This is a genomic window from Aeromonas molluscorum 848 (assembly GCF_000388115.1).
Classification (GTDB): Bacteria; Pseudomonadota; Gammaproteobacteria; order Enterobacterales; family Aeromonadaceae; genus Aeromonas; species Aeromonas molluscorum.
Genome location: NZ_AQGQ01000224.1, coordinates 1 through 5,353 on the forward strand (window position 1 = coordinate 1; position 5,353 = coordinate 5,353).

Below are 5,353 nucleotides of genomic sequence, written 5' to 3' on the forward strand. Positions count from 1 at the left end.
AACTGCGGGGAAATCCAGCATGATGACGCCAATTTGAGCGATCAGTCTGGCACAGCACCATGAAACCGGGTCCCGCATCATGGATGGGCGGCCTGCGATGCAACCCACAGCTCAAGCGGTAGTTGCATCGTGCGGTGCTGATGGCTTTGGGCGAAGAGACCACCATGACCTCTTCGGCTGCCACTGCCTCTCTGGGCAAGCCGCCACCGTCATCCGTTTTCAACGTGTCTCGCCGGCGATCCCAGCCGAAACTTACCTTCCCCTCTGAATCGCAATCAGCACCAACGGGTGATCAAGGGAGCACCGGACTGGCCTATCGCTTTTCATTCATTATTTCAGACTGGTTCAACGAGGCGTCTGGCAATGGTGCAGTAAATGATGGATTAAGCATGGTGATTAATATTTGCAGCATCATGGGCATGATGCTGCCGGACAATAAACGGGCGCCTTACTCCAGACGACCGACATTAATGTCAGTCCGTTATTAAAGGGGGTGTGAGTAAGGCTTGTCTCTTGTTGATTGAAAACACCTTGGGCATTGAGCATATTCGGCAAACGACGCTTTTTCTGCGCCTGCCAATCCTCACTGTCTTTCAACGCAAATGGCCTCCTCTCCCCTGCATTACCGCTGGCGATGAGCGCCGCGCTCCTGATAAAGCGATGATCATCATCACCCTCTGCCCAGCATCAATGCACACGGCTGCTTACGGGCCATCCCTGCGTCAATCTCAACTGGGTCTCCCCATGCAGGGAGGGTAAATTCAGCTCAACAAATGAATCATTGATTGAATAAAATAGCGTTTCCAAGCGCAAGATCCTCCACGCATTAATGCTACTGTCTAATCAGTCAACTTAACTGTCGTTGTCTCACTAGGGGTTCATGGAGGAACACTATTATGTTTTGGAAACACACGGACGATCAGGACAGGATTGAAAAAACGGCACGGATGGCCGACCTGGATGCGTTTTCGCAAGCCATCCAATCTCAGGTTCCCTATATCCAGTTCACCCCCGAAGGCATTGTCACCTTCGTCAACGATATGTTTTTGAATATAGTGGGCTTCAATCGGGATGAGGTAATTGGTCAGCATCACAGCGCCCTCTGTTTCCCCGATGATGTGAAGACGCGCGACTATGAGTCTTTGTGGCGAGACCTTCGCAACGGCACCTTTCGCAATGGCCGCTTCATCCGCCAGTCCAAGTCGGGCAAGGCCGTCTGGCTCGAAGCGACCTATTTCCCCATCATGGTCGATGGCAAGGTGGCCAAGGTGGCCAAGGTGGCCTCGGACGTCACTGAGCAGCAATCGTCACTGGAGCGAACCCAAGCCCTGCTGGCCGCGCTGGACAAGTCCTTGGCCGTCATCGATTTCGAGCCCGATGGCACCGTCATCACTGCCAATCAGAATTTCCTCGATTGCTTCGGCTACCGGCTCGAAGAGGTGACAGGCAAGTCTCATCGCCAATTCTGTGATGAGGATTTTTACAAGAAAAACCCCCATTTCTGGCGCGATCTGGGCTCTGGTGACATCAAAACCGGGCTCTTCATGCGCTTTGGCAAACAAGGACAGAAGATCTGGCTCGAGGCCACTTACAACCCCATCTTCAATCACGAGGGCAAGGTGGTCAAAATCATCAAGCTGGCCAGTGACATCACGGAGCGGGGTAGAGAAATCCCTCTCCATCAAGGAAGCCGCCCACACTGCCTGCACCATCGCCGGCGAGACGGTGGCCAGCGCCGCCAAGGGTCGCCAGGTGATCGACCAGGTGTTAACCACATCGAACCATATCAACACCTCCGTCAGTGATGTGGCGAGCCAGATTGAACTGCTCAACCAGCAATCGAGAAGCATCGAGGCCATCATCTCCACCATCAGCAGCATCGCGGATCAAACCAATTTATTGGCGCTGAACGCAGCCATAGAGGCGGCACGCGCCGGCGAACAGGGACGCGGTTTTGCCGTGGTCGCCGACGAGGTCCGGCAACTGGCAGCCAGAACCAGCACTTCTACCAGCGAGATAGGGGCCGTTATCAAGCAAAACTCCAGCATTACCGCGCGGATCACCCAGACAGTTGGCGTGGTATCCACCAATGCCATTGCGGGTCAGGAGCAGGCAGGCGTCATTTCGGATGTGATCGAGGAGATCATCAAGGATGCCAATTCGGTCTCAGAAACCGTCAAGAATCTCTCCTTGTAAGAGGTCGTCGTGACCGCGCTGGCGCATCCAGCGACACCTTGAGAGAAGTGAAGCAATCTGGCGCCATCTGGCGGGAGGAGCTCCCTGCCCGATGGCGCCACCGAGCTGAGGCTATCCATATAAACCACACTGCAATGGCCCTGATTGACGCTATCCTGCCTTGTCACCTCTTCACCCCCATACCCGCGCGGTGGTCATCCATGGGGTTTTCAGCGACTCTGGAACGAATTCAATAATAACCCTGCGGGCTTGCGGTTGTTTCTGACCCCCTAACATCAGATAATACCGCCCGCCTTCACAGGGGATAATCCAAATCTGATGACTGAGTACCTGCTTTTACTGATTGGCACCGTGCTGGTGAACAACTTCGTGCTGGTGAAATTTCTCGGCCTCTGCCCCTTCATGGGCGTCTCCGGCAAACTGGAAACCGCCATCGGCATGGGGCTGGCAACCACCTTTGTACTGACTCTGGCCAGCGCCTGCTCCTATCTGGTGGAGCACTACATACTACTGCCACTCTCGGTGGGTTACCTGCGCACCCTCGCCTTTATTCTGGTGATCGCCGTGGTGGTGCAATTTACCGAGATGGTGGTGCGCAAGAGCAGCCCGACCCTCTACCGACTGCTCGGCATCTTCCTGCCGCTCATTACCACCAACTGCGCCGTGCTCGGGGTCGCCCTGCTCAACATCAACGAGCGCCACAACTTCATCCAGAGCATCATCTATGGCTTTGGCGCGGCAGCAGGCTTTGCCCTGGTGCTGGTGCTGTTTGCCGCCATGCGTGAGCGCCTGGTGGCTGCCGACATACCAGCGCCGTTTCGCGGCGTCTCGATTGCCATGATCACCGCTGGCCTGATGTCCCTTGCCTTCATGGGCTTTACCGGCCTCATCAAGATATAGCGCTATGACTCACTTATTGTTTGCCATCCTGGTTCTGGCGCTGTTGGCCCTGGCCTTCGGCCTGATACTGGGATTTGCCGCCGTCAAGTTCAAGGTCGAGGCCGATCCCATCGTCGATCAGCTCGACGCCCTGCTGCCCCAGACCCAATGCGGCCAGTGCGGCTATCCGGGCTGCAAGCCTTATGCCGAGGCCCTCGCCAATGGCGATGCCGTCAACAAATGCGTGCCCGGTGGCGACGCCACCATGCGCAAGATCGCCGATCTCATGGGAGTCGAACCTCTGGCCATGGGGGATGGCAACGCCGCCGTGCCCATCAAGAAGGTCGCCTTCATTCACGAAGATCAGTGCATAGGTTGCACAAAGTGCATCCAGGCCTGCCCGGTGGACGCCATCGTCGGCGCCACCAAGGCAATGCATACGGTGATCACCGACGAGTGCACGGGTTGCGATCTCTGTGTCGACCCCTGCCCCACCGACTGCATCGAGATGATCCCCGTGCCCACCACGGTCGATAACTGGAAGTGGGATCTCAACAGCGTCGTTATCCCGGTCAAGATGGTGGAGTAGTCATGCAATCTATTATTGAACGCATCAAGGCCGGGGCTCTGTGGGATTTTCATGGCGGCATCCATCCCCCGGAGAACAAGCATCAATCCAGTCAGCACCCTGTGGTGCAGGCGGGGCTGCCCCCCGAGCTCATCATACCGGTGCGCCAGCACGCGGGCCTGGCTGGGGAACTGCTGGTCAAGGTGGGAGACAAGGTGAAGAAGGGCCAACCCCTCACCGCCTTCGAGCGTGGCCGCTTCGTGCCGGTACACGCCAGCAGCTCCGGCGTTATCAGCGCCATAGGGCAACACACTGTCGCCCATCCATCCGGCTTATCCGATCTTTGCATCACCCTGATCCCGGATGGAGAGGATGCCTGGTGCGAGCGCCAGCCCCAGCCCGACTACTGGAACCTGGACAGGGTCAGTCTGCTTGAGCGCATTCAAGGTGCCGGCATAGCAGGCCTTGGCGGCGCCGTCTTCCCGACCCACAGCAAGCTCGATGGCCACGGCCAACTCACCGAGATCCTGATCATCAACGGCCTGGAGTGCGAACCCTACATCACCACGGATGACCGGCTGATGCGCGAATACGCCAACGAGATCCTCGACGGCATTCGGGTACTCAAGCACCTGCTCAAGCCCAAGCTCTGCCTGATCGGCATCGAAGACAACAAGCCGGACGCCGCCAATGCCCTGCGCCAGCAGATCAGCGAAGAGGACATCATGGTACGGGAGGTGCCGACCAAATATCCCTCGGGCGGGGCCAAGCAGACCATAGAGTTGCTCACCGGTCGTCAGGTGCCCAAAGGAGGTCGTGCGGTCGACATCGGCATCATGGTGCTCAACGTCGCCACAGTATTCGCCATCAAGCGCGCCGTCATGGATGGCGAACCCCTGATCGAGCGCATCGTCACCCTCACTGGCGAGGCCTTCAAGCAGCCGGGCAATGCCTGGGTGCGCCTTGGCACCCCGGTACGCTGGCTACTCAAGCGTTTCGAGCTGCAGCCGGAACCGAGCCAGCGGGTGATCATGGGGGGCCCCATGATGGGCTTCACCTTGCCCCATGCCATGGTGCCCGTGGTCAAGGCCACCAACTGCCTGCTCGCGCCAACCCAGGCCGAGCTGCCAGCCCCCGAACCCGAGCAGTCCTGCATCCGTTGCAGCGCCTGCGCCGATGCCTGCCCCGCCACCCTGCTGCCCCAGGAACTCTATTGGTACAGCCGGGCCAAAGAGTATGAAAAGGCCGAGAAGCTCAACCTGTTCGACTGCATAGAGTGCGGCGCCTGTGCCTGGGTCTGCCCCAGCCAGATCCCCTTGGTGCAGTACTACAAGATTGCCAAAGATGATATCCGCGAAGCCCGGGAAGAAGCCGAAAAGGCCGAGCGCGCCCGCTTGCGTTTTGAAGCCAAGCAAGCTCGCTTCGAGCGGGACAAGGCCGCCCGCGAGGCACGCCATGCCGAGGCCGCCGCCCAACGCCGCCAGGCCATGGCCGCCGCCAGTGGCGAAGATCCCGTGGCCGCAGCACTGGCGCGGATCAAGGCCAAGCAGGATGCCCCTCACGTCGGCGCAGAAGCACCGGACAATGTCGCCATGGCCGCCGCCCGCGAGGCGCGCAAGCAAGAAGCACTAGCCCGCCGCGCCGCCAAGGCAGCCGAGTTGCCAATCTCCCCCGCTACCGTGGGTGACGGTGAACCTGCGCCCGAGACGA

At 58.7% G+C, this 5,353-nt stretch carries 7 protein-coding genes; all 7 read left to right on the forward strand.

Going from position 1 to position 5,353, the window contains the following annotated elements; all coding sequences use genetic code 11:
- The first annotated feature begins 122 nt into the window (after positions 1-122).
- On the forward strand, positions 123-488 hold the full coding sequence (locus G113_RS21225; RefSeq protein ID WP_152436037.1) for a hypothetical protein: 366 nt from the start codon (positions 123-125) through the stop codon (positions 486-488).
- Between the two features lie 25 nt (positions 489-513).
- Positions 514-759: a hypothetical protein gene (locus G113_RS21230; protein WP_152436036.1), complete on the forward strand. Its 246-nt coding sequence runs from the start codon at positions 514-516 to the stop codon at positions 757-759.
- A 137-nt stretch (positions 760-896) separates the two neighbouring features.
- Positions 897-1,805 (forward strand): PAS domain-containing protein, encoded by a 909-nt coding sequence (locus tag G113_RS18870; RefSeq protein ID WP_407919110.1) that lies wholly within the window; start codon positions 897-899, stop codon positions 1,803-1,805.
- The gene (locus G113_RS21910; RefSeq protein ID WP_407919111.1) at positions 1,765-2,196 is read left to right on the forward strand and encodes a methyl-accepting chemotaxis protein; all 432 of its coding nucleotides are present in this window, start codon (positions 1,765-1,767) and stop codon (positions 2,194-2,196) included. The genes G113_RS18870 and G113_RS21910 overlap by 41 nt, the downstream gene beginning before the upstream one ends.
- 318 nt (positions 2,197-2,514) lie before the next feature.
- Entirely contained in the window at positions 2,515-3,096 is a 582-nt protein-coding gene (rsxA, locus tag G113_RS18875) for an electron transport complex subunit RsxA (protein WP_005909250.1), read from the forward strand.
- 4 nt (positions 3,097-3,100) lie between these two features.
- Positions 3,101-3,664, forward strand: coding sequence for an electron transport complex subunit RsxB (rsxB, locus tag G113_RS18880; RefSeq protein ID WP_005909253.1), 564 nt, complete (start codon positions 3,101-3,103; stop codon positions 3,662-3,664).
- A 2-nt stretch (positions 3,665-3,666) separates the two neighbouring features.
- Positions 3,667-5,353: electron transport complex subunit RsxC (rsxC, locus tag G113_RS18885; RefSeq protein WP_005909255.1), on the forward strand; the 1,687-nt coding region annotated here is incomplete at its 3' end.